Genomic DNA, 20,264 nt, shown 5'->3' with positions numbered 1-20,264 from the left:
CGCCGCACGACTTCATGCGCCCCACGCGCCCGGGTGATTCCGCCCGGCACAGCGGGCCGGGCCGGGTTCGTCGCGAGGGCGCGGCGCTCCGTGCCGCGCGCTCCCGCGTCCCTCAGGACAACTCGCCCCGCCCCTGCCGCGGCAGGCCCAGTTCCGCCGCCACCGCCGAGTTGCAGTACTCGCGGACCGCGCTGGTGCGTGCCACCACGCGCCCCCGGTGCACCACGATCCGGCTGTAGGCGAGGGAGAGCGCGCCCGACAGGTGGTCGCCGCGTACGGCGAGGAGTTCCGCGGGGAAGCCGGCCTCCACGCGGACCTCGGGGAGGCCGAGGGCGGCGCGGGCGGCGGCGCTCACGGTGTCGTAGGCGTCCTCGGGACGCAGGCCGTGGCGGGAGGCCAGGAGGTAGGCCGCCTCCAGGGGGTCGCCGCGGCCGACGGGGTTCGACAGGTCGCGCAGGGCGCCGCTACCGGCGGCGACCCGTACCCCGGCCGCGCGCAGCAGCCGTACCGGAGCCGTGCCGCGGCGGTCGACGGAGCCGCAGCCGCCCTGCGGCAGGCACACCACCGTGATGCCGGCCGCGGCGAGCTGGTCCGCGACCCGCGCGGCGACCTCGGAGGGCAGGCGTGCGAGCCCGGCGCACGGGCCGAGGGCCACGCCGGGGCGCATGCCGCCGGCCATCGCCGCGAGTCTGGCCAGCCGGGCCGGGTCGATGGCGTCCGTGTGCAGGTCGACCGGGCAGCCGTGTTCGGAGGCCACCTCCAGGACCGCCTCCGCGTAACCCGTGGGGTCGGGGTCCAGGTCCGGGCAGCCGCCCACCACGGACGCGCCCATCTTCGCGGCGTCCCGCAGTATGGCGAGCCCGTCGGCGCCGGCGATCCCGGTCAGCACGCGCGGCATCGCGACCGCCGTGAGTTCCGCGAGCCCGCGCAGCGAGCGGCGCGCCTGGAGGACGGCCGCAAGGGCGCCGAGCCCCTGGACGTCGCCCACGCGCACGTGCGCGCGTACCGCCGTGGCGCCGTGCCCGAGTTGGAGCAGGGCCGCCTCGGTGGCGCGGCGCTGGACGTCCTCGGGTTCGTACGAGACGGGGCCGCCGTGTTCGGCGGAGAGCGCGGTGTCGCCGTGGGCGTGCGGTTCGGCGGGGGCCGGGAGGAGGAGGTAGCCGGTCAGGTCCACCCGCGTGCCGCCCGCGCGGGGCGGGCCCGGTGTCAGGCTGCCGGCCGTGCCCACCGCCTCGATGCGACCGCAGCCCAGCCGTACGTCCACGGTCCGGCCGTCGGTGAGCCGCGCCCCGCACAGCAGGAGCGCGGCCGGGTCGGACTGGCCCGAGGAACCCTGCGGGTTGGACGACGACGAGGGCGGCTGCGGCTGGCTGTCGGGCATCGCGCTCCATGAGGGTCGGTCCAGGCATTGGACTCAAGATCACGCAGAGTGAGTCGAGCCTAGGGTGACGAGCCGCGTGCGGCGGGGAGGAGCGCAATAGTCGTACCGCAGCCGTCGGACCTGCGGGGAACGGTTCGGCGCGGGTGCGTGGGGAGTGCCGGAAGGGGGCCGGGAGGCTCCCGTGAGCGGTGCGGAAGGGGCCGGGAAGGGCGGCGGGAAACGGATTTGGGTGAACGGCGGCCGAGCGTGTAATGTCTTCATCGCTCGCCCCAATAGCTCAGTCGGCAGAGCGTCTCCATGGTAAGGAGAAGGTCTACGGTTCGATTCCGTATTGGGGCTCTGGTGTGAGAGGTTCCCGTCGCGAGACGGGGGCCGATCTCATCAAAGCGGTGTAGCTCAGTCGGTAGAGCAAGCGGCTCATAATCGCTGTGTCACCGGTTCAAGTCCGGTCACCGCTACTGACAGTAGCCGATTGCGGGGTCGGTCCTTCGATCGGCTACTCTTTTATGCGTTAAACCAAACCCATCCGTTCGTCAAGGAGCACTCACGTGGCTGCCACCGACGTCCGCCCGAAGATCACGCTGGCCTGCGTGGAGTGCAAGGAGCGGAACTACATCACCAAGAAGAACCGGCGTAACAACCCGGACCGACTGGAGATGAAGAAGCACTGCCCGCGTTGCAACGCGCACACCGCGCACCGCGAGACGCGATAACAACAGGCTCGTCCGTGAGGCCGTCCCCACTCGGGGGCGGCCTCACGGCGTTTCGGCAGATGCCCTCCCGCTAGTTTGTGGGGCAGCACAGGAGACATCAGGAGGTGCCGGGCCAATGGCGCTCGACCAGTCCTTCGTGGGACGGACCTACCCACCCACCGAGCCCTACGAGGTGGGCCGGGAGAAGATCCGTGAGTTCGCCGAGGCGGTGGGTGACACCAACCCCGTGTACACGGACACGGAGGCCGCCAAGGCGCTCGGCCATTCCGATGTGATCGCCCCGCCGACCTTTGTCTTCTCGATCACCTTCCGCGCGGCCGGACAGGTCGTCGAGGACCCGCAGCTCGGCCTGGACTACAGCCGGGTGGTGCACGGCGACCAGAAGTTCGCCTACCGGCGCCCGGTGCGTGCCGGCGACCGGCTGACCGTGACCTCGACCATCGAGGCCATCAAGTCCCTCGCGGGCAACGACGTCATCGACATCCGCGGCGACGTCCACGACGAGGCGGGCGAGCTCGTGGTGAGCGCCCTGACCAAGCTGGTGGCCCGCGCGGCGGACGTGGAAGAGGGGGCGTGAGGATCCGATGACGGCGAAGATCGCTTACGAGGACGTCGAGGTCGGCACCGAACTCCCGGCGCAGACCTTCCCCGTGACCCGTGCCACGCTGGTGCGGTACGCGGGCGCCTCCGGGGACTTCAACCCGATCCACTGGAACGAGAAGTTCGCCAAGGAGGTCGGCCTGCCGGACGTCATCGCGCACGGCATGTTCACCATGGCCGAGGCGATCCGTGTGGTGACCGACTGGATCGGCGACCCGGGCGCGGTCGTCGACTACGGCGTCCGCTTCACCAAGCCCGTCGTCGTCCCGAACGACGACCAGGGCGCCCTGATCGAGGTCAGCGGCAAGGTCGCGGCCAAGCTCGACGACAACACCGTGCGCGTCGACCTGACGGCCATGAGCGCCGGGCAGAAGGTGCTGGGCATGTCACGTGCGGTCGTGCGGCTGGGCTGAGTTCCGGCTCGACGACCGGGTAAGGGGCGCTCCGCACTGCGGGCGCCCCTTACATGTTGTGCAGACGTACGTGCGCGTCGTGCAGGCCCACGGGGACGCACCCACGCCCACCCGGAAGCAAGCCCACGGGGAAGTACTTCGCGGGCGGCCCTTGACTTAGTTAGTTATTGAGCACTAACTTCGTCGCATGGTCAGGATGAGTGCCGAGGAGAGGCGCGAGAGCGTCATCCGTGCGGCGATCGCCGAGTTCGCACAGAGGGGCTACTACGGCACCTCCACCGAGGCGATCGCCAAGCGGGTCGGCGTCTCGCAGCCGTATCTCTTCCGGCTCTTCCCGGGCAAGAAGGCGATCTTCGCCGCGGCCTCGGAGCGCTGCATCGACGACATGCGGCAGGTCTTCGGGGAGGCGGCCGAGGGGCTGAAGGGCGAGGAGGCCCTGCGGGCCATGGGCGAGGCGTATGTGCGGCTGATCCAGGAGCGGCCGGAGCGGCTCCAGATGCAGATGCAGACGTACATCACCGTCGCGGCCGCGGAGGCGGAGGGTGAGCGCGAGTTCGGCGAGCTGGTGCGGGACGGCTGGATGCGGCTCTGGGACGCCGTCCACCTGCTCTCGGGGGCCGATGTCGACGCCACCACGGCCTTCCTGGCCAAGGGGATGCTCATCAACACCTACTCGGCCATGGGGTTTCCGCCCGAACACCGGGTCTGGCAGGGGATGTTCCCGGACGCCGGGGCCACGGGGCGGCTGGACAAGTGCAGCGACGGGTGACGGGGCGGTCCGCCGTTCCCGGTCCGGGCCTTTTCATGGGCCAGAAAATTAGTGATCAATAACTAACTCACCACCCGACACGGAACATGCTCTGGGGGAGCGATGTCACAAGAGACCGCACGCCGCGGGGGCGCCGGATGGGCGCTGGTCATCACGAGTGTCGCCGGCTTCATGGCGGCCCTCGACAACCTCGTCGTCACCACCGCCCTGCCCTCCATCCGCAAGGACCTCGGCGGAGCCCTGGACGACCTCGAATGGACCGTGAGCGCCTACACGCTCACCTTCGCCGTCCTGCTGATGTTCGGCGCCGCCCTCGGTGACCGCTTCGGCCGGCGCCGGCTCTTCCTCGCCGGGCTCACCGTCTTCACCGGCGCCTCCGCCGCCGCGGCCATGGCGCCCGGCATCGACTCCCTGATCGCCGCCCGTGCGGTGCAGGGCGTCGGCGCGGCGATCATGATGCCGCTCACCCTCACCCTGCTGACGGCCGCCGTGCCCGAGGCCAAGCGCGGGATGGCGTACGGCATCTGGGGTGCCGTCAACGGGCTCGCGGTCGCCTCCGGGCCGCTCATCGGCGGCAGCCTCACCGAACACGTGTCCTGGCACTGGATCTTCTGGCTGAACGTGCCGCTCGGCCTCGCCCTGCTGCCGCTCGCCCGCCTCCGCCTCGCCGAGTCCCACGGCACCGGCGCCCCGCTCGACGTCCCCGGCACCCTGCTCGCCAGCGGCGGCCTCTTCGGGATCGTCTACGGCCTGGTGCGCGGCCCCGCCGACGGCTGGACCAGCCCGCTCGTGCTCACCGGGCTGTTCGCGGGCGCCGCCCTGCTCGTCGGCTTCGTCTTCCACGGCAGCCGCGCCAAGAACCCCATGCTGCCGATGCGGCTCTTCCGCTCCCGCGCCTTCTCCGGGATCAACGCGGCCAGCCTCCTGATGTTCCTCGGGATGTTCGGCTCGATCTTCCTGCTCAGCCAGTACATGCAGGGCGTGCTCGGCTACTCGCCCACCGAGGCGGGCCTCCGGATGCTGCCCTGGACCGGCATGCCGATGATCGTCGCGCCGATCGCGGGCATCCTGTCCGACCGCACAGGCGGCCGCCCGGTCGTCGCGGCCGGACTCTTCCTGCAGGCCGCCGGGCTCGGCTACCTGGCCTACGTCGTCACCGCCGACGCCTCCTACGGCGCCCAGCTGCCCGGCCTGATCGTCAGCGGCATCGGCATGGCCCTGTACTTCGCCCCGGCCGCCAACCTGGTGATGTCCGCCGTACGACCGCAGGAACAGGGCATCGCCTCCGGCGCCAACAACGCGCTGCGCGAGGTCGGCGGCGCACTCGGCGTCGCGGTCATGTCCTCCATCTTCTCCGCCCAGGGCGGCTACGAGAGCGCCCAGAGCTTCGTCGACGGACTGAAGCCCGCCCTGTACACCGGCTCGGCCGTGGTGGTCGTCGCCGGGATCGCGGCCCTGGCCATCCCCGGCCGGCGCCGCGCCGCGCGGTTCGTCACCGAGGGCGAGCCGGCCCCGGCGCTGGAGACCGTCGGCGGCTGACGACGGCTGACGGCGGCTGACGGTTCGCGCGTGTGGGGCCCCGTTCCTGGTGGACGGGGCCCCACACGCGCGTGCGGCTCGTGGCGGCGGGACTGTCGGTGGCGTCTCGTAGTCTTGGGCGCGTGCAGGAACTCCACGACGCCCCCCTCGCCCCCCTCACCACCTTCCGGCTCGGCGGCCCGGCCACCCGGCTGGTCACCGCGACCACCGACGCCGAGGTGATCTCCGCCGTCCGCGCGGCCGACGACAGCGGGACCCCGTTGCTGGTCATCGGCGGCGGCTCGAACCTGGTCATCGGCGACAAGGGCTTCGACGGCACCGCCCTGCGCATCGCCACCACCGGCTTCGAACTGCGCGGTACGACGCTGGAGCTGGCGGCCGGCGAGGTGTGGACCGACGCGGTCGCCCGCACCGTCGAAGCCGGCCTCGCGGGCATCGAGTGCCTCGCCGGGATCCCGGGCTCCGCCGGGGCCACGCCCATCCAGAACGTGGGGGCGTACGGGCAGGAGGTCTCCGCGACCGTCACGGAGGTCGTCGCGTACGACCGACGGGCCGGTGAGACGGTGACGCTGACCAACGAGGAGTGCGCGTTCTCGTACCGGCACAGCCGGTTCAAGGCCGACCCCGAGCGGTACGTCGTGCTGCGCGTCCGGTTCGGGCTCGAGGACGCCGGCGGGCTGTCGGCGCCGGTGCGGTACGCGGAGGCCGCGCGGGCGCTCGGGGTGGAGCCGGGGGACCGGGTACCGCTCGCCGAGGTCCGCGAGGCGGTGCTCAAGCTGCGCGCCGGGAAGGGGATGGTGCTGGATCCCGAGGACCACGACACCTGGTCGGCGGGGTCCTTCTTCACCAACCCGATCCTCACGGACGAGCAGTTCGCCGCCTTCCACGCGCGCGTGCGGGAGCGGCTGGGGGACGCGGCCGAGCCGCCCGCCTACCCGGCGGGGGACGGGCGTACCAAGACCTCGGCGGCCTGGCTGATCGACAAGGCCGGGTTCACCAAGGGATACGGCAGCGGCGCGGCCAGGATCTCCACGAAGCACACGCTGGCGCTGACCAACCGGGGCGGAGCCACGACCGAGGACCTGCTGGCACTGGCGCGGGAGGTCGTCGCCGGGGTCCGGGAGGCCTTCGGCGTGACCCTGGTCAACGAGCCGGTGACCGTCGGCGTGAGCCTCTAGAGAGGCAGGAGTCGCGAGCCTCTGGAGAGGCAGGAGGAGAGACAGGAGTAGCGAGCCGGAGGCTCAGTACGCCACTCCCACCCCCTGCTTCACCGTCCCGGCGTCCTCGATCATCGCGAGCATCGCGTGGGCCACGTCCGCCCGCGCGATGAAGCGTCCCTTGCGCGGGAAGCCGCCCACCACCGTGCGATAGGTCCCGGTCAGCGGCTTGTCCTGCAGGCGCGGCGGGCGCACGGAGGTCCAGTCCGTGCCGCTGCGGGACAGCTCCGCCTCCATCTCGCGCAGGTCGTCGTAGACCGGCCTGAGGATGGTGGAGACCAGACCGCGCATGGAGCGGTCCAGGAGGCCGTCGTCCGGTTCCGGGCCCACCGGCGCGGCGCTGACCACCACCAGCCGTCGTACGGCCTCCGCCTCCATGGCGGCCAGGATCGTGCGGGTCAGCCGGGCGGCGACGCCGGCGTCGCCCCGGCCGCGCGGGCCCAGGCCGGACAGGACCGCGTTCCGGCCGGTCAGCGCCGGGCGGATCACCTCGGGATCGGTGAGGTCCGCGCGGACCACCTCCAGGCCCGCGCCGGTCACGGTCAGCCGGGCGGGGTCGCGGACGACCGCCGTGACCCGGTGGCCGGACCCCAGCGCCTGACGGACGAGCTCCCGGCCGATCCCGCCGGTCGCGCCGAACACAGTGAGATTCATGACTGCTCCCGTTCCAGCACAGCAAGAGTGGTGACAGCAAGATTGGTGGGTGAGTATTCACTCACCACTGTCTCCTCCTAGAGTGGGTAAGCATTCACTCACCCGTCAAGGCCCTTCGGGGAAGTCCGTCGAAGCCGCAGGAAGGGGCATGTGATCCTTGGATGCCATGGAGCAGAAACCGGCCCGCGTCCGCATCCTCGACGCCGCCCACGAGCTGATGGGCACCGTCGGGCTCGCCCGCGCCACCACCAAGGAGATCGCCAGGGCGGCCGGCTGCTCCGAGGCGGCCCTCTACAAGTACTTCCCGAGCAAGGAAGAGCTGTTCGTGCACGTGCTCACCGAGCGGCTGCCGCGGCTCCTCCCGCTCCTCGGCGAGCTCACCGTGGAACCCGGCCGGGGCAGCCTGGAGGACAACCTCACGCAGATCGCCCGCCAGGCCGCCCTCTTCTACGAGGGGAGCTTCCCGATCGCCGCCTCCCTCTACGCCGAGCAGCAGCTCAAGCGGAAGCTCGACGACAAGCTGCGCACCATCGGCGCGGGACCACACGTGCCGATGAGAGCCCTCGACGCCTACCTGTGCGCCGAGAAGGCGATCGGCCGGATCCGACCGGACGCCGACACCACGGCCGCCGCCGCCCTGCTCCTCGGCGCCTGTGTCCAGCGTGTCTTCGCCTACGAGGCGACATCGACCGGCGAGCGCCCGCCGGTCGACACGTTCGCCGCCCGGATCGCCCGCACCCTGCTGGGCGGGCTCTCCGTCGCCGAGGAGCGCGCCCGCCCCGCCACCGGGGCGTGACCGGGAATCAGGACACCGGGGCGACGAGCCAGGCGTCGATGTCCGCGAGGAGCTTGGCCTTCACGTCCTCCGGCGCCGCCGAACCCCGGACCGACTGGCGGGCCAGTTCCGCCAGTTCCGCGTCCGTGAAGGCGTGGTGCACGCGCGCGATGTCGTACTGCGCGGCCAGCCGGGAGCCGAACAGGAGCGGGTCGTCGGCGCCCAGGGCCATCGGGACGCCCGCCTCGAAGAGCGTGCGCAGCGGGACGTCCTCGGGCTTCTCGTAGACGCCCAGGGCCACGTTGGAGGCCGGGCACACCTCGCAGGTGATCTCCCGGTCCGCCAGGCGCTTGAGCAGCCTCGGGTCCTCCGCCGCCCGCACCCCGTGCCCGATCCGGGTGGCGTGCAGGTCGTCCAGGCAGTCCCGGACCGACGCCGGGCCGGTCAGCTCGCCGCCGTGCGGGGCCGCCAGCAGGCCGCCCTCACGCGCGATGTGGAACGCGCGGTCGAAGTCCCGCGCCATGCCCCGCCGCTCGTCGTTCGACAGCCCGAAGCCGACCACGCCCCGGTCCGCGTACCGGACGGCGAGCCGGGCCAGGGTGCGCGCGTCCAGGGGGTGCTTCATGCGGTTCGCGGCCACCAGGACGCGCATGCCGAGGCCGGTCTCCCGGGAGGTCGTCTCGACCGCGTCCAGGATGATCTCCAGGGCCGGGATCAGACCGCCGAGCCGCGGGGCGTACGACGTCGGGTCCACCTGGATCTCCAGCCAGCCCGAGCCGTCCTTCAGGTCCTCCTCGGCTGCCTCCCTGACCAGCCGCCGGATGTCCTCGGGCTCTCTCAGGCAGGAGCGCGCAGCGTCGTACAGCCGCTGGAAGCGGAACCAGCCCCGCTCGTCGGTGGCCCGCAGTCTCGGCGGTTCGCCGCTGGTCAAAGCTTCGGTCAGCGCCTCGGGGAGGCGCACGCCGTACTTGTCGGCCAGTTCCAGGACGGTTTCCGGCCGCATCGAACCGGTGAAGTGCAGATGCAGATGAGCTTTCGGCAGCTCAGTGACATCACGTACGTGCTCCATTCCAGGATCCTGCCGTACGCGGCTGCCGTACCGGTAGCGGATTCCCCGTTAGTGGCCTTGCTCGCACACGAGAGCGCACCGCGGACCGGACACGAGAACGGGCCGCCTCCCCGGAGGGAGACGGCCCGCACGCGCGCGTGGAGCGTGTTTTCGCGGCGGACGTCAGTCCCTGGCCTCCGCCAGCAGCTTCTGCATCCGGCTCACGCCCTCGGCGAGGTCCTCGTCACCCAGCGCGTACGACAGGCGCAGGTAGCCGGGCGTGCCGAAGGCCTCGCCCGGGACGACCGCGACCTCGGCCTCCTCCAGGATCAGCTCGGCCAGCTCCACCGAGGAGGCCGGGCGCCGGCCGCGGATCTCCTTGCCGAGCAGCGCCTTGACCGACGGGTACGCGTAGAAGGCGCCCTCGGGCTCCGGGCAGAGCACGCCGTCGATCTCGTTCAGCATCCGCACGATCGTCTGGCGGCGCCGGTCGAAGGCCTCGCGCATCTTCGCCACGGCCGCCAGGTCGCCGGAGACGGCGGCCAGGGCGGCGACCTGCGCCACGTTGGAGACGTTGGAGGTGGCGTGCGACTGGAGGTTGGTGGCCGCCTTGACGACGTCCTTGGGGCCGATGACCCAGCCCACCCGCCAGCCGGTCATGGCGTACGTCTTCGCCACGCCGTTGACCACGATGCACTTGTCGCGCAGCTCGGGCAGGATCGCCGGCAGGGAGGTGAACTTCGCGTCGCCGTAGACCAGGTGCTCGTAGATCTCGTCCGTGAGGACCCACAGACCGTGCTCCACGGCCCAGCGGCCGATCGCCTCGGTCTCGGCCTCGCTGTAGACCGCGCCGGTCGGGTTGGACGGGGAGACGAAGAGCACGACCTTCGTCTTCTCGGTGCGGGCCGCCTCCAGCTGCTCCACGGAGACGCGGTAGCCGGTGGTCTCGTCCGCGACGACCTCGACCGGGACACCGCCGGCCAGCCGGATGGACTCCGGGTAGGTCGTCCAGTACGGGGCGGGGACGATGACCTCGTCGCCCGGGTCGAGGATCGCGGCGAAGGCCTCGTAGATGGCCTGCTTGCCGCCGTTGGTGACGAGGACCTGGGAGGCGTCGACCTCGTAGCCGGAGTCGCGCAGGGTCTTCGCGGCGATCGCGGCCTTCAGCTCGGGCAGACCGCCGGCCGGGGTGTAGCGGTGGTACTTCGGGTTCTTGCAGGCCTCGATGGCGGCCTCGACGATGTAGTCCGGCGTCGGGAAGTCGGGCTCACCGGCGCCGAAGCCGATCACCGGGCGCCCGGCGGCCTTGAGGGCCTTGGCCTTGGCGTCCACGGCGAGGGTGGCGGACTCGGAGATCGCGCCGACTCGGGCGGAGACCCGGCGCTCGGTGGGAGGGGTTGCAGCGCTCATGGGGCCTATCGTTTCAGACCGGAAACCTGCCCGGCACGCCGGTTTCACAGACTGAACAACCACGGGCCGAACCGTGAACAAGCGTGCGGATCCGGCCCCCGGCCAGGACGATCTTCCGTACGGTCCCCCAGGACTGCCACTTTCTGTTCGACGCGGCGCCGCGGACCACGTACACTCTCACCTCGTTGGCCTTCAACAGCCGTGCCTGGGCCGGTGCACAACGAGCACCCGGCCGGATGCGGTACGTTGGGGGACACACGAAGGGTCGTAGCTCAATTGGTAGAGCACCGGTCTCCAAAACCGGCGGTTGGGGGTTCAAGTCCCTCCGGCCCTGCTACACACACCGCCAGGATGTGTGCGCATGTACGTACAAGCATTGCACCGCCGTGCGGCTCCAGAAACCGGGCGCGGCACGGCCATGACCCGGGACCAGGTGAGGACGAATGACGGACGCCGTGGGCTCCATCGACACGCCTGATGCCGATGAGGTGCAGGAGTCCAAGAAGAAGGGCCGTAAGGGCGGCAAGCGTGCCAAGAAGGGCCCGCTGAAGCGTCTCGGCACCTTCTACCGCCAGATCATCGCGGAACTTCGCAAGGTCGTCTGGCCGACTCGTAACCAGTTGACGTCGTACACCACTGTGGTGATCTTCTTCGTCACGATCATGATCGCTCTGGTGACCGTGATTGACTATGGACTCAACCACGCGGCCAAGTACGTCTTCGGCTGAGCACAGAGCGAAGGGCGCCGTGGTACCGGCGCCCGTTTTCGCATGTTCCACCTCTATGTATCCAGGAAGAAGCAGCCATCGTGTCTGACCCGAACCTGAACGACGCCGTCGAGGCCGTCGAGCCCGAAGAGGCCGTCGAAGACGAGCTGGACATCGTCGAGGGCGCGGACGAGCAGGACGAGTTCGAGGCTGCCGAAGCCGAACTGGGGGAGCCGGCCGAGGAGACCGCGGTCCACGTCGAGGACGAGGACGTCGAGGACGCCGAGGACGAGGACGCGGAAGACGAGGCCGTCGCGGACGAGCTCGTCGAGGAAGAGCCCGCCGAGCCGGTCGACCCCGTCCAGGCGCTGCGCGAGGAGCTGCGACTGCTCCCCGGCGAGTGGTACGTCATCCACACGTACGCCGGCTACGAGAACCGCGTGAAGACCAACCTGGAGCAGCGCGCCGTCTCGCTGAACGTCGAGGACTACATCTTCCAGGCCGAGGTGCCGCAGGAAGAGGTCGTCCAGATCAAGAACGGCGACCGCAAGACCATCAAGCAGAACAAGCTGCCCGGTTACGTGCTCGTCCGTATGGACCTGACCAACGAGTCGTGGGGCGTCGTCCGTAACACCCCCGGTGTCACCGGCTTCGTCGGCAACGCGTACGACCCCTACCCGCTGACGCTGGACGAGATCGTCAAGATGCTCGCGCCGGAGGCCGAGGAGAAGGCGGCACGCGAGGCGGCGGAGGCCGAGGGCAAGCCGGCGCCGCAGCGCAAGGTCGAGGTCCAGGTGCTGGACTTCGAGGTGGGCGACTCGGTGACGGTGACCGACGGTCCGTTCGCCACGCTGCAGGCGACGATCAACGAGATCAACCCGGACTCGAAGAAGGTCAAGGGTCTGGTGGAGATCTTCGGGCGTGAGACGCCGGTCGAGCTTTCGTTCGATCAGATTCAGAAGAACTAGAGGTAGCACCTCAGCTGCGGGCCGGTGGGGGCTGGTCGCGCAGTTCCCCGCGCCCCTTTCGGGGCGCCCGAGTGGACGTCCGTGCCAGGTCAGGCGCCTTTCTCAGGCCCCTGACCTGCTCGGTTTTTGGCCGCGCATCTATACCCGTTATCGTTGTGCGGTATGCCTGCGTTCGGGTTGGTCCCCTCGCGCAGGCAGGACCCGAAATGAAAGGACCCGGAGAGCTATGCCTCCCAAGAAGAAGAAGGTCACGGGGCTCATCAAGCTCCAGATCAACGCCGGTGCGGCGAACCCGGCTCCGCCGGTCGGCCCCGCGCTCGGTCAGCACGGCGTCAACATCATGGAGTTCTGCAAGGCCTACAACGCCGCGACCGAGTCGCAGCGCGGTTGGGTCATCCCGGTGGAGATCACGGTCTACGAGGACCGCTCCTTCACCTTCGTCACCAAGACCCCGCCGGCCGCGAAGATGATCCTCAAGGCCGCTGGTGTCGAGAAGGGCTCCGGCGAGCCGCACAAGACCAAGGTCGCCAAGATCACCGAGGCGCAGGTCCGCGAGATCGCCACGACCAAGCTCCCCGACCTGAACGCCAACGACCTGGACGCCGCCGCGAAGATCATCGCCGGCACCGCCCGTTCCATGGGCATCACGGTCGAGGGCTGAACCCCACCTTCGTAGAACCACCGTGGTAGGGCCTGCTCGGCCCGTACACCACGACTCCTTCAGAACACACAGGAGCAAGTTGTGAGCAAGCGCAGCAAGGCCCTTCGCGCTGCGGACGAGAAGATCGACCGGGAGAAGCTGTACGCCCCGCTCGAGGCCGTCCGTCTCGCCAAGGAGACCTCCACGACCAAGTTCGACGGCACCGTCGAGGTCGCCTTCCGCCTGGGTGTCGACCCGCGCAAGGCCGACCAGATGGTCCGTGGCACCGTGAACCTCCCGCACGGCACCGGCAAGACCGCCCGGGTCCTGGTCTTCGCGACCGGTGACCGTGCCGAGGCCGCGCGTGCCGCGGGCGCCGACATCGTCGGCGCCGACGAGCTGATCGACGAGGTGGCGAAGGGCCGTCTGGACTTCGACGCCGTCGTCGCCACCCCGGACCTCATGGGCAAGGTCGGCCGCCTCGGCCGCGTCCTCGGCCCGCGTGGTCTGATGCCGAACCCGAAGACCGGCACCGTGACCCCGGACACCGCGAAGGCTGTGACCGAGATCAAGGGCGGCAAGATCGAGTTCCGCGTCGACAAGCACTCGAACCTGCACTTCATCATCGGCAAGACGTCCTTCGAGGACGACAAGCTGGTGGAGAACTACGGCGCCGCGCTGGAGGAGATCCTCCGTCTGAAGCCGTCCGCCGCCAAGGGCCGCTACATCAAGAAGGCCGCCGTCAGCACCACCATGGGCCCCGGCATCCCGGTCGACCCGAACCGCACCCGCAACCTCCTCGTCGAGGAGGACCCGGCCGCCGTCTGAGCCCCGCGCTCGGTCCGGTAGCCGCGTCAGGGACGCGACAGCACCAGGACGGGCCCCGCAACCGAAAGGGTTGCGGGGCCCGTCCTGATGTTTGTGCGACTCTCGGCGCTCTGTCGGTGCCCTGGGTTAGCGTCGGGGTACGGGACCTTCATGGGGGTGGGCGGGATGAAGAGCGGGCAGGTACGTCGTACGGTCGTCTCGATCGCGGTGGTGGCCGCGCTGACCGGGGTGGCAGCCTGCAGCTCCGCGGGCGGTTCCGGGGGGTCCACGGGCTCCGGAGGCTCCGGCAAGGAGGACAAGGCCGGTGCCCGCGCCGCGACCCGGGTCAGCCCCATCGCAGCACTGCGCTCCGCGGAGAAGTCCACCGACAGCGCCGACTCCGCCCGGGTCCGCTCCACCACGACCATGGGCTCCCTGCTGTCCATGACGACGAACGGCAGCCTCGCCTGGGGCGACGGCATAACCGGCACGGTCACCATCACCTACACCGGCGGCAGCACGGCCGAGCTGATGCGGAAGCTCGGCACGACGTCGATGGAGGCCCGCTATCTGCCCGACGCCTACTACGCGAAGATGAGCGACACGTTCGCCGCGCAGACCGGCGGCAAGCACTGGATCCGGTACGGGTACGGCGACCTGGCCTCCGTCGCCGGCGGCTCGGGCGCGCTGCTCAAGGACCAGATGCAGAACACCACGCCCAACAAGTCCGTGCAGATGCTGCTGGCCTCCGGCGACGTGCAGAAGGTCGGCGAGGAGAAGGTCGACGGCCAGGCCACCACCCACTACGCGGGCACGGTGAACGTGGCCGACCTGGCCGGGCAGAGCAGCAGCCTCACGGCGGGGCAGCTGGCCGCCCTGAAGAAGCAGCTCACCCAGGCCGGCGTCAGCACCGAGACCGTCGACATCTGGGTCAACGCCCAGGACCTGCTGGTCAAGAGGACCGAGAAGGCCGACACGGCGAACGGCACGATGACCCAGACCGCGCACTACAGCGACTACGGCGTGAAGGTCAGCGCGAGCAAGCCCCCGGCCGGCGACACCGCGGACTTCACGACGCTGCTCAAGACGCAGGGCGCGAGCGGGCTGACCTCCTGAGCCACCGGGCCGACTTCCGGGGAGGGCGGAGCGGCGGCTGGTCCGCTGACGGCCGGTGGGGGCCGGTCGCGCCCGCGCGGCGGCAGCCGCACATCGATACGGCCCCGCGCCCCTTCGGGGAGCTGTGGCGCCCCCCACCGGGCCGATTTGCTCGACGGTGTACCGGTCCCGTACTCTCCTACAGAAGCCAAAGACCGCTGGTCGTTGCCGTGTGCTCGTAAGGGTGTGCGGTGGCCGAAGGATCCGCTGAACCGCGGACGACCCGCGCAGGTGACTGTGGAAGTGCTCCCGGAGACGCATGCATCGCGTGTGTGACTTCGGTCGAGCTACGCCCCGTGCGCCTGCGCCGGGGCGTTTCGTTTTCCTCAGCCCCTTCTGAGCGGTCCTCATCACCCGGAAGGAGGCCGACGCTCTATGGCAAGGCCCGACAAGGCTGCCGCGGTGGCCGAGCTCACGGAGCAGTTCCGTAGCTCGAACGCCGCCGTGCTGACCGAGTACCGGGGTCTCACCGTGGCGCAGCTCAAGACGCTGCGCCGGTCGCTCGGTGAAGACGCCCAGTACGCCGTGGTGAAGAACACGCTGACCAAGATTGCGGCCAACGAGGCCGGGATCTCGACGCTCGACGACCTGTTCAACGGTCCGACGGCGGTCGCCTTCATCACCGGTGACCCGGTGACGTCGGCGAAGGGTCTTCGTGACTTCGCCAAGGACAACCCGAACCTCGTCATCAAGGGCGGTGTCCTTGACGGCAAGGCGCTCTCCGCCGACGAGATCAAGAAGCTTGCGGACCTCGAGTCCCGCGAGGTTCTGCTCGCCAAGCTGGCGGGCGCCCTGAAGGGCAAGCAGACGCAGGCTGCACAGCTCTTCCAGGCGCTCCCGTCGAAGCTCGTCCGCACCGTGGACGCGCTTCGCGCCAAGCAGGACGAGCAGGGCGGTGCCGAGTAACTCGGCTCGCGAAATGACCGCCGCCTGAGGCGTCCCGCCTGAGGCAGAGGTCGTAGCGGGCCGAACGTACGCCCGCCAGACATGTACATCCGGCACCAGCCGAATTAGTGGAAGGAAAGCCATCGTGGCTCTCACCCAGGACGAACTGCTCGCCGAGTTCGAGACGATGACCCTGATCCAGCTCTCCGAGTTCGTGAAGGCGTTCGAGGAGAAGTTCGACGTCACCGCCGCCGCCGCGGTTGCCGTCGCGGGCCCGGCCGGCCCGGCCGCCCCCGCCGAGGCCGTCGAGGAGAAGGACGAGTTCGACGTCATCCTCACCGGCGCCGGCGACAAGAAGATCCAGGTCATCAAGGTCGTGCGTGAGCTGACCTCCCTCGGCCTGAAGGAGGCCAAGGACCTCGTGGACGGCGCTCCGAAGCCCGTCCTCGAGAAGGTCGCCAAGGACGCCGCCGAGAAGGCCGCCGAGTCCCTCAAGGGCGCCGGCGCCTCCGTCGAGGTCAAGTAAGGCCTCTGAGGTCGAGCAGACCTCTGTGTGCTGAAACACCCCCTCGGGGGCTGTAACGCGCAGACCGCGAAGAGCGATCATCCATCCGGGTGGTCGCTCTTCGGCGTTCCCGGAAGGCCGACCGCGGTTGCCTTGCTCCTGTGACGGCGGGGGGTATGGTGATCTTCGTCGTGTCTCCGGCGCACCGGGTTTGCGCAGAGGGGCCTTGACGAACCGCACGCAGCGCGCAATTCTCAGGACGCGTCGCCAGAACGGTCCGAATCCGAGGCATGGATCGGCGACGAAGAGGGCAGTATCAACGTGCGTTGAGGGCAGGCATGACGCAGGCGTTGACGATGAAGAGGGTCTCAGAAAATGGGGACTGGACATCAGTGTGCCAAGTGGCTACACTGACCCTTTGCGCTGCCTGTTAGCCTTCCCCTGCCCGTCACCAGGGGTCTGCCCTCACCCGAACGCCGACGACCGAACCTCCTCTGAACTGGGGTTTCTGTCTCTGTGTCCGGGAAGGGACCGGGGAGCGCGTAGTGAGTCCGAGCCCTCGGAAGGACCCCCTCTTGGCCGCCTCGCGCACTGCCTCGAACGCGAATATGAACAACGGCGCCAGCACTGCCCCGCTGCGCATCTCTTTTGCAAAGATCAAGGAGCCTCTCGAGGTTCCCAACCTGCTCGCGCTGCAGACCGAGAGCTTTGACTGGCTGCTCGGGAACACCGCCTGGCAGAGTCGGGTCGAGGAGGCTCTGGAGTCCGGTCAGGACGTCCCCACCAAGTCCGGTCTGGAGGAGATCTTCGAGGAGATCTCCCCGATCGAGGACTTCTCCGGGTCGATGTCGCTGACGTTCCGCGACCACCGCTTCGAGCCGCCGAAGAACAGCATCGACGAGTGCAAGGAGCGCGACTTCACGTACGCCGCCCCGCTCTTCGTCACGGCCGAGTTCACCAACAACGAGACCGGCGAGATCAAGTCCCAGACGGTCTTCATGGGCGACTTCCCGCTCATGACGCACAAGGGCACCTTCGTGATCAACGGCACCGAGCGTGTCGTGGTGTCGCAGCTGGTCCGCTCGCCCGGTGTCTACTTCGACTCCTCCATCGACAAGACGTCCGACAAGGACATCTTCTCCGCCAAGATCATCCCGTCCCGGGGTGCCTGGCTGGAGATGGAGATCGACAAGCGCGACATGGTCGGTGTCCGTATCGACCGCAAGCGCAAGCAGTCCGTCACCGTCCTCCTGAAGGCGCTCGGCTGGACCACCGAGCAGATCCTCGAGGAGTTCGGCGAGTACGAGTCGATGCGCGCCACCCTGGAGAAGGACCACACCCAGGGCCAGGACGACGCGCTGCTCGACATCTACCGCAAGCTGCGTCCGGGCGAGCCCCCCACGCGTGAGGCCGCGCAGACGCTGCTCGAGAACCTGTACTTCAACCCGAAGCGCTACGACCTCGCCAAGGTCGGCCGCTACAAGGTCAACAAGAAGCTGGGTGCGGAGGCTCCGCTCGACGCGGGCGTCCTGACCGTCGAGGACGTCATCTCGACGATCAAGTACCTGGTGAAGCTGCACGCCGGCGAGACCGAGACGGTCGGTGACAGCGGCACGACCATCGTCGTCGAGACCGACGACATCGACCACTTCGGCAACCGTCGTCTGCGCAGCGTCGGCGAGCTCATCCAGAACCAGGTCCGTACCGGCCTGGCCCGTATGGAGCGCGTCGTCCGTGAGCGCATGACGACCCAGGACGTCGAGGCGATCACGCCGCAGACCCTGATCAACATCCGGCCGGTCGTCGCCTCCATCAAGGAGTTCTTCGGCACCAGCCAGCTGTCCCAGTTCATGGACCAGAACAACCCGCTGTCGGGTCTCACCCACAAGCGCCGCCTGTCGGCCCTTGGCCCGGGTGGTCTCTCCCGCGAGCGGGCCGGCTTCGAGGTCCGTGACGTGCACCCGTCGCACTACGGCCGTATGTGCCCGATCGAGACCCCCGAAGGCCCGAACATCGGTCTGATCGGCTCGCTCGCCTCCTACGGTCGCGTCAACGCGTTCGGTTTCGTCGAGACCCCTTACCGCAAGGTCGTCGACGGCCAGGTCACCGACGAGGTGGACTACCTGACCGCCGACGAGGAGGACCGCTTCGTCATCGCGCAGGCCAACGCCGGCCTCAACGACGACATGCGCTTCTCCGAGGCCCGCGTCCTGGTCCGCCGCCGTGGCGGCGAGGTCGACTACGTCGCCGGTGACGACGTGGACTACATGGACGTCTCGCCGCGCCAGATGGTGTCGGTCGCGACCGCCATGATCCCGTTCCTCGAGCACGACGACGCCAACCGTGCCCTCATGGGCGCGAACATGATGCGTCAGGCCGTGCCGCTGATCAAGAGCGAGTCCCCGCTCGTCGGCACCGGCATGGAGTACCGCTCCGCCGTCGACGCCGGCGACGTGGTCAAGGCCGAGAAGGCGGGTGTGGTCCAGGAGGTCTCCGCGGACTACATCACCACCGCCAACGACGACGGCACGTACATCACGTACCGCCTGGCCAAGTTCGCCCGCTCCAACCAGGGCACCTCGGTCAACCAGAAGGTCATCGTCGACGAGGGCGACCGGATCATCGAGGGCCAGGTCCTGGCCGACGGTCCGGCCACCGAGAACGGCGAGATGGCCCTGGGCAAGAACCTGCTCGTGGCGTTCATGCCGTGGGAGGGTCACAACTACGAGGACGCGATCATCCTGTCGCAGCGCCTCGTGCAGGACGACGTCCTCTCCTCGATCCACATCGAGGAGCACGAGGTCGACGCCCGTGACACCAAGCTCGGCCCCGAGGAGATCACCCGGGACATCCCGAACGTCTCCGAGGAGGTCCTCGCCGACCTCGACGAGCGCGGCATCATCCGGATCGGTGCCGAGGTCGTCGCCGGTGACATCCTCGTCGGCAAGGTCACGCCCAAGGGTGAGACCGAGCTGACGCCGGAGGAGCGCCTGCTCCGTGCGATCTTCGGTGAGAAGGCCCGTGAGGTCCGTGACACCTCGCTGAAGGTGCCGCACGGCGAGATCGGCAAGATCATCGGTGTGCGCGTCTTCGACCGCGAGGAGGGCGACGAGCTGCCGCCGGGCGTGAACCAGCTGGTCCGCGTCTACGTCGCGCAGAAGCGCAAGATCACCGACGGTGACAAGCTCGCCGGCCGCCACGGCAACAAGGGTGTCATCTCGAAGATCCTTCCCATCGAGGACATGCCGTTCCTCGAGGACGGAACTCCGGTCGACATCATCCTCAACCCGCTCGGTGTGCCGTCCCGAATGAACCCGGGACAGGTCCTGGAGATCCACCTCGGCTGGCTCGCCAGCCGCGGCTGGGACGTCTCCGGCCTCGCCGACGACTGGGCCCAGCGGCTCCAGGCCATCGGCGCCGACCAGGTCGCCCCGCGCACCAACGTCGCCACCCCGGTCTTCGACGGTGCCCGCGAGGACGAGCTGGCGGGTCTGCTCCAGCACACCATCCCGAACCGCGACGGCGACCGCCTGGTGCAGCCGACCGGCAAGGCGCGGCTGTTCGACGGCCGTTCCGGTGAGCCGTTCCCGGACCCGATCTCCATCGGCTACATGTACATCCTCAAGCTCCACCACCTGGTCGACGACAAGCTGCACGCGCGTTCGACCGGCCCCTACTCGATGATCACCCAGCAGCCGCTGGGTGGTAAGGCCCAGTTCGGTGGCCAGCGGTTCGGCGAGATGGAGGTGTGGGCGCTGGAGGCGTACGGCGCCGCCTACGCCCTCCAGGAGCTGCTGACCATCAAGTCCGACGACGTCACCGGCCGCGTGAAGGTCTACGAGGCCATCGTCAAGGGCGAGAACATCCCCGAGCCCGGCATCCCCGAGTCCTTCAAGGTCCTCATCAAGGAGATGCAGTCGCTCTGCCTGAACGTGGAGGTGCTGTCCAGCGACGGTATGTCCATCGAGATGCGTGACACCGACGAGGACGTCTTCCGCGCTGCGGAGGAGCTCGGCATCGACCTGTCCCGGCGCGAGCCGAGCAGCGTCGAAGAGGTCTGACGGGAGTCCGGTAGGGG

The 20,264-nt window shown here is 69.4% G+C and carries 19 protein-coding genes and 3 tRNA genes; 18 read left to right on the top strand and 4 right to left on the bottom strand.

Annotated features, from left to right (window positions below; genetic code table 11):
* Positions 1-112: 112 nt before the first annotated feature.
* Entirely contained in the window at positions 113-1,381 is a 1,269-nt protein-coding gene (locus ACFWPQ_RS13345) for an amidohydrolase family protein (protein WP_384032804.1), read from the bottom strand.
* Positions 1,382-1,647: 266 nt separating this feature from the next.
* Between ACFWPQ_RS13345 and ACFWPQ_RS13340 the strand changes: the two genes are divergently transcribed.
* The 8 genes from ACFWPQ_RS13340 (at position 1,648) to ACFWPQ_RS13305 (ending at position 6,593) form a co-directional block, all read left to right on the top strand.
* Positions 1,648-1,720 (top strand) — tRNA-Thr (locus ACFWPQ_RS13340).
* Between the two features lie 46 nt (positions 1,721-1,766).
* A tRNA-Met gene (locus ACFWPQ_RS13335) sits at positions 1,767-1,839 on the top strand.
* A gap of 90 nt (positions 1,840-1,929) precedes the next feature.
* Positions 1,930-2,094 (top strand): 50S ribosomal protein L33, encoded by a 165-nt coding sequence (rpmG, locus tag ACFWPQ_RS13330; RefSeq protein ID WP_003948671.1) that lies wholly within the window; start codon positions 1,930-1,932, stop codon positions 2,092-2,094.
* A gap of 115 nt (positions 2,095-2,209) precedes the next feature.
* Positions 2,210-2,671 (top strand): MaoC family dehydratase N-terminal domain-containing protein, encoded by a 462-nt coding sequence (locus ACFWPQ_RS13325; protein ID WP_384032802.1) that lies wholly within the window; start codon positions 2,210-2,212, stop codon positions 2,669-2,671.
* A gap of 7 nt (positions 2,672-2,678) precedes the next feature.
* A complete protein-coding gene (locus ACFWPQ_RS13320) occupies positions 2,679-3,107 on the top strand; it encodes a MaoC family dehydratase (protein WP_361282863.1) in 429 nt (142 codons plus the stop codon).
* A gap of 187 nt (positions 3,108-3,294) precedes the next feature.
* Positions 3,295-3,876, top strand: a complete 582-nt coding sequence (locus ACFWPQ_RS13315) for a TetR/AcrR family transcriptional regulator (protein WP_384032800.1) — start codon at positions 3,295-3,297, stop codon at positions 3,874-3,876.
* Between the two features lie 102 nt (positions 3,877-3,978).
* Positions 3,979-5,415: an MFS transporter gene (locus ACFWPQ_RS13310; protein WP_384032798.1), complete on the top strand. Its 1,437-nt coding sequence runs from the start codon at positions 3,979-3,981 to the stop codon at positions 5,413-5,415.
* 122 nt (positions 5,416-5,537) lie between these two features.
* Positions 5,538-6,593: a UDP-N-acetylmuramate dehydrogenase gene (locus ACFWPQ_RS13305; protein ID WP_384032796.1), complete on the top strand. Its 1,056-nt coding sequence runs from the start codon at positions 5,538-5,540 to the stop codon at positions 6,591-6,593.
* A 63-nt stretch (positions 6,594-6,656) separates the two neighbouring features.
* Here ACFWPQ_RS13305 and ACFWPQ_RS13300 read toward each other — a convergent pair whose 3' ends face one another.
* Entirely contained in the window at positions 6,657-7,286 is a 630-nt protein-coding gene (locus tag ACFWPQ_RS13300; protein ID WP_384032794.1) for an NAD(P)-dependent oxidoreductase, read from the bottom strand.
* Positions 7,287-7,452: 166 nt separating this feature from the next.
* Between ACFWPQ_RS13300 and ACFWPQ_RS13295 the strand changes: the two genes are divergently transcribed.
* Positions 7,453-8,082 (top strand): helix-turn-helix domain-containing protein, encoded by a 630-nt coding sequence (locus ACFWPQ_RS13295; protein ID WP_384032792.1) that lies wholly within the window; start codon positions 7,453-7,455, stop codon positions 8,080-8,082.
* A 7-nt stretch (positions 8,083-8,089) separates the two neighbouring features.
* Here the strand turns inward: ACFWPQ_RS13295 and ACFWPQ_RS13290 are convergent, their stop codons facing one another.
* Together ACFWPQ_RS13290 and ACFWPQ_RS13285 are read right to left on the bottom strand one after the other, a co-directional pair.
* Positions 8,090-9,130, bottom strand: a complete 1,041-nt coding sequence (locus ACFWPQ_RS13290; protein WP_384032790.1) for an adenosine deaminase — start codon at positions 9,128-9,130, stop codon at positions 8,090-8,092.
* A 162-nt stretch (positions 9,131-9,292) separates the two neighbouring features.
* Positions 9,293-10,519, bottom strand: coding sequence for a pyridoxal phosphate-dependent aminotransferase (locus ACFWPQ_RS13285; RefSeq protein ID WP_384032788.1), 1,227 nt, complete (start codon positions 10,517-10,519; stop codon positions 9,293-9,295).
* A gap of 261 nt (positions 10,520-10,780) precedes the next feature.
* Here ACFWPQ_RS13285 and ACFWPQ_RS13280 point away from each other — a divergent pair.
* The 9 genes from ACFWPQ_RS13280 to rpoB all read left to right on the top strand — a co-directional run bounded on the left by ACFWPQ_RS13280 (position 10,781) and on the right by rpoB (position 20,247).
* Positions 10,781-10,853, top strand: a tRNA-Trp gene (locus ACFWPQ_RS13280).
* 109 nt (positions 10,854-10,962) lie between these two features.
* Entirely contained in the window at positions 10,963-11,247 is a 285-nt protein-coding gene (gene secE / locus ACFWPQ_RS13275; RefSeq protein WP_361282879.1) for a preprotein translocase subunit SecE, read from the top strand.
* Between the two features lie 80 nt (positions 11,248-11,327).
* Complete coding sequence (gene nusG, locus ACFWPQ_RS13270; protein WP_384032785.1) at positions 11,328-12,194, top strand: transcription termination/antitermination protein NusG; 867 nt, start codon at positions 11,328-11,330, stop codon at positions 12,192-12,194.
* 226 nt (positions 12,195-12,420) lie between these two features.
* The gene (gene rplK / locus ACFWPQ_RS13265) at positions 12,421-12,855 is read left to right on the top strand and encodes a 50S ribosomal protein L11 (protein WP_055631380.1); all 435 of its coding nucleotides are present in this window, start codon (positions 12,421-12,423) and stop codon (positions 12,853-12,855) included.
* Between the two features lie 81 nt (positions 12,856-12,936).
* Positions 12,937-13,662: a 50S ribosomal protein L1 gene (gene rplA / locus ACFWPQ_RS13260; RefSeq protein ID WP_360239580.1), complete on the top strand. Its 726-nt coding sequence runs from the start codon at positions 12,937-12,939 to the stop codon at positions 13,660-13,662.
* Between the two features lie 165 nt (positions 13,663-13,827).
* Entirely contained in the window at positions 13,828-14,757 is a 930-nt protein-coding gene (locus ACFWPQ_RS13255; protein ID WP_384032783.1) for a hypothetical protein, read from the top strand.
* A 414-nt stretch (positions 14,758-15,171) separates the two neighbouring features.
* A complete protein-coding gene (rplJ, locus tag ACFWPQ_RS13250; protein ID WP_123974843.1) occupies positions 15,172-15,702 on the top strand; it encodes a 50S ribosomal protein L10 in 531 nt (176 codons plus the stop codon).
* A 121-nt stretch (positions 15,703-15,823) separates the two neighbouring features.
* A complete protein-coding gene (gene rplL / locus ACFWPQ_RS13245) occupies positions 15,824-16,207 on the top strand; it encodes a 50S ribosomal protein L7/L12 (protein ID WP_123974842.1) in 384 nt (127 codons plus the stop codon).
* 554 nt (positions 16,208-16,761) lie between these two features.
* Positions 16,762-20,247 (top strand): DNA-directed RNA polymerase subunit beta, encoded by a 3,486-nt coding sequence (gene rpoB / locus ACFWPQ_RS13240; protein WP_384032781.1) that lies wholly within the window; start codon positions 16,762-16,764, stop codon positions 20,245-20,247.
* The last annotated feature ends 17 nt before the right edge of the window (positions 20,248-20,264 follow it).

Origin of the sequence: Streptomyces sp. NPDC058464 (assembly GCF_042721035.1) — a bacterium.
Lineage (GTDB): Bacteria > Actinomycetota > Actinomycetes > Streptomycetales > Streptomycetaceae > Streptomyces.
The sequence above is the reverse complement of the archived record's forward strand: the minus strand, read 5'-3'. Positions and strand labels throughout refer to the sequence as shown.

Excerpts from the sequence above, each read along its gene's own strand:
- ACFWPQ_RS13345 (WP_384032804.1), bottom strand. The coding sequence starts at position 1,381 with ATGCCCGACAGCCAGCCGCAGCCGCCCTCGTCGTCGTCCAACCCGCAG.
- ACFWPQ_RS13325 (WP_384032802.1), top strand. The coding sequence starts at position 2,210 with ATGGCGCTCGACCAGTCCTTCGTGGGACGGACCTACCCACCCACCGAG.
- ACFWPQ_RS13320 (WP_361282863.1), top strand. The coding sequence starts at position 2,679 with ATGACGGCGAAGATCGCTTACGAGGACGTCGAGGTCGGCACCGAACTC.
- ACFWPQ_RS13315 (WP_384032800.1), top strand. The coding sequence starts at position 3,295 with ATGGTCAGGATGAGTGCCGAGGAGAGGCGCGAGAGCGTCATCCGTGCG.
- ACFWPQ_RS13310 (WP_384032798.1), top strand. The coding sequence starts at position 3,979 with ATGTCACAAGAGACCGCACGCCGCGGGGGCGCCGGATGGGCGCTGGTC.
- ACFWPQ_RS13300 (WP_384032794.1), bottom strand. The coding sequence starts at position 7,286 with ATGAATCTCACTGTGTTCGGCGCGACCGGCGGGATCGGCCGGGAGCTC.
- ACFWPQ_RS13295 (WP_384032792.1), top strand. The coding sequence starts at position 7,453 with ATGGAGCAGAAACCGGCCCGCGTCCGCATCCTCGACGCCGCCCACGAG.
- ACFWPQ_RS13290 (WP_384032790.1), bottom strand. The coding sequence starts at position 9,130 with ATGGAGCACGTACGTGATGTCACTGAGCTGCCGAAAGCTCATCTGCAT.
- ACFWPQ_RS13285 (WP_384032788.1), bottom strand. The coding sequence starts at position 10,519 with ATGAGCGCTGCAACCCCTCCCACCGAGCGCCGGGTCTCCGCCCGAGTC.
- secE (WP_361282879.1), top strand. The coding sequence starts at position 10,963 with ATGACGGACGCCGTGGGCTCCATCGACACGCCTGATGCCGATGAGGTG.
- rplK (WP_055631380.1), top strand. The coding sequence starts at position 12,421 with ATGCCTCCCAAGAAGAAGAAGGTCACGGGGCTCATCAAGCTCCAGATC.
- ACFWPQ_RS13255 (WP_384032783.1), top strand. The coding sequence starts at position 13,828 with ATGAAGAGCGGGCAGGTACGTCGTACGGTCGTCTCGATCGCGGTGGTG.
- rplJ (WP_123974843.1), top strand. The coding sequence starts at position 15,172 with ATGGCAAGGCCCGACAAGGCTGCCGCGGTGGCCGAGCTCACGGAGCAG.